The following is a 1,151-nucleotide window of genomic DNA, read 5'->3' as shown; positions in this document are numbered from 1 at the left end:
GGGGCGGGCACCCACACCGTCACCTACACGGTCACGGACGCCAACGGGTGCACAGGGGAAGCCTCCCGCAACATCACCATCCTCGCCCCGCCCGATATCAGCTTCACCAACCCAGGGCCCTTCTGCGCCTCCGACCAGTTCGCTTTCCTCACCGCCACGCCCGGCGGCGGGACCTGGAGCAACGGCGCTTTCCCCTCCGGGCAGGTCAATATACAGTCCCTCGGCGTGGGCACCCATACCGCTACGTATACCGTCACTGCACCCAACGGGTGCACCAGCACTGAAGTGCAGACCTTCCAGGTCGTGCCGCCCCCTGTGGCCGCCATCATCGACCCAGGGCCTTTCTGCGAGGGCGACTTCCCCATTACCCTGCAGGGCGCACCTGCCGGCGGGACCTGGGGCGGCGCAGTCCAGAACGCTTCCGGCCTCTTCTCGCCCATCCTCCTCGGGCCCGGCACCCACACGGTCACTTACACCATCATCGACGCCAACCTCTGTGTGGGCACCACCTCCAGGGCCATCACCGTCAGCCCCAGGCCCTTCGTGACCATTGTCGACCCCGGTGGGCCCTACTGCGCGGCTGAGCCCCCAGTCGCCCTGCAGGGCGTGCCTGCAGGAGGGGCATGGGGCGGCGACGCTGGGCCCGGCGGGGTTTTCGACCCCGCAGGGAGGCCCGAAGGCACTTATACCGTCACTTACACTTATACCGATGCCAACGGGTGCTCCAATACCGCTGAAGCCGACATCGAGGTCAGCTCCGGCACTGCCGTGTCCATTCAGCAGCCCGGGCCGCTCTGCGCAGGCGATGCCCCCATTGTGCTCGCCGCACAGCCCGAAGGCGGCATATGGGGCGGCGATGCCGCGCCCGACGGCACCTTCAGCCCCGGTGCGCCCGGCACCTTCACCGCCACCTATGAGCTCTCGGACCCCTCCGGCTGCTCCGGCAGCGCTTCCATTGACATCATCGTGCCGCCCCTGCCCCAGGCCATGATCGGCAGCGCCCCCACTGTATGCGCAGGCCAGGGGGACATAACCCTGTCCGCATCACCCCCAGGCGGCACATGGTCCGGCGATGTGGGCCCCGATGGCGCATTCTCCCCCTCCGCGCCCGGCACCTATACCGCCATCTATGCCTTCCAGGACGCCAATGG

General features: G+C 68.2%; 1 pseudogene. It reads left to right on the top strand.

The window, feature by feature from the left end:
• Positions 1–1,151, top strand: a pseudogene (locus FRY97_RS22550) (hypothetical protein); the annotation flags it as partial.

It is taken from the genome of Phaeodactylibacter luteus, from assembly GCF_007993045.1.
GTDB classification, from domain to species: domain Bacteria; phylum Bacteroidota; class Bacteroidia; order Chitinophagales; family Saprospiraceae; genus Phaeodactylibacter; species Phaeodactylibacter luteus.
This window is presented reverse-complemented; position numbering and strand designations above follow the sequence as displayed.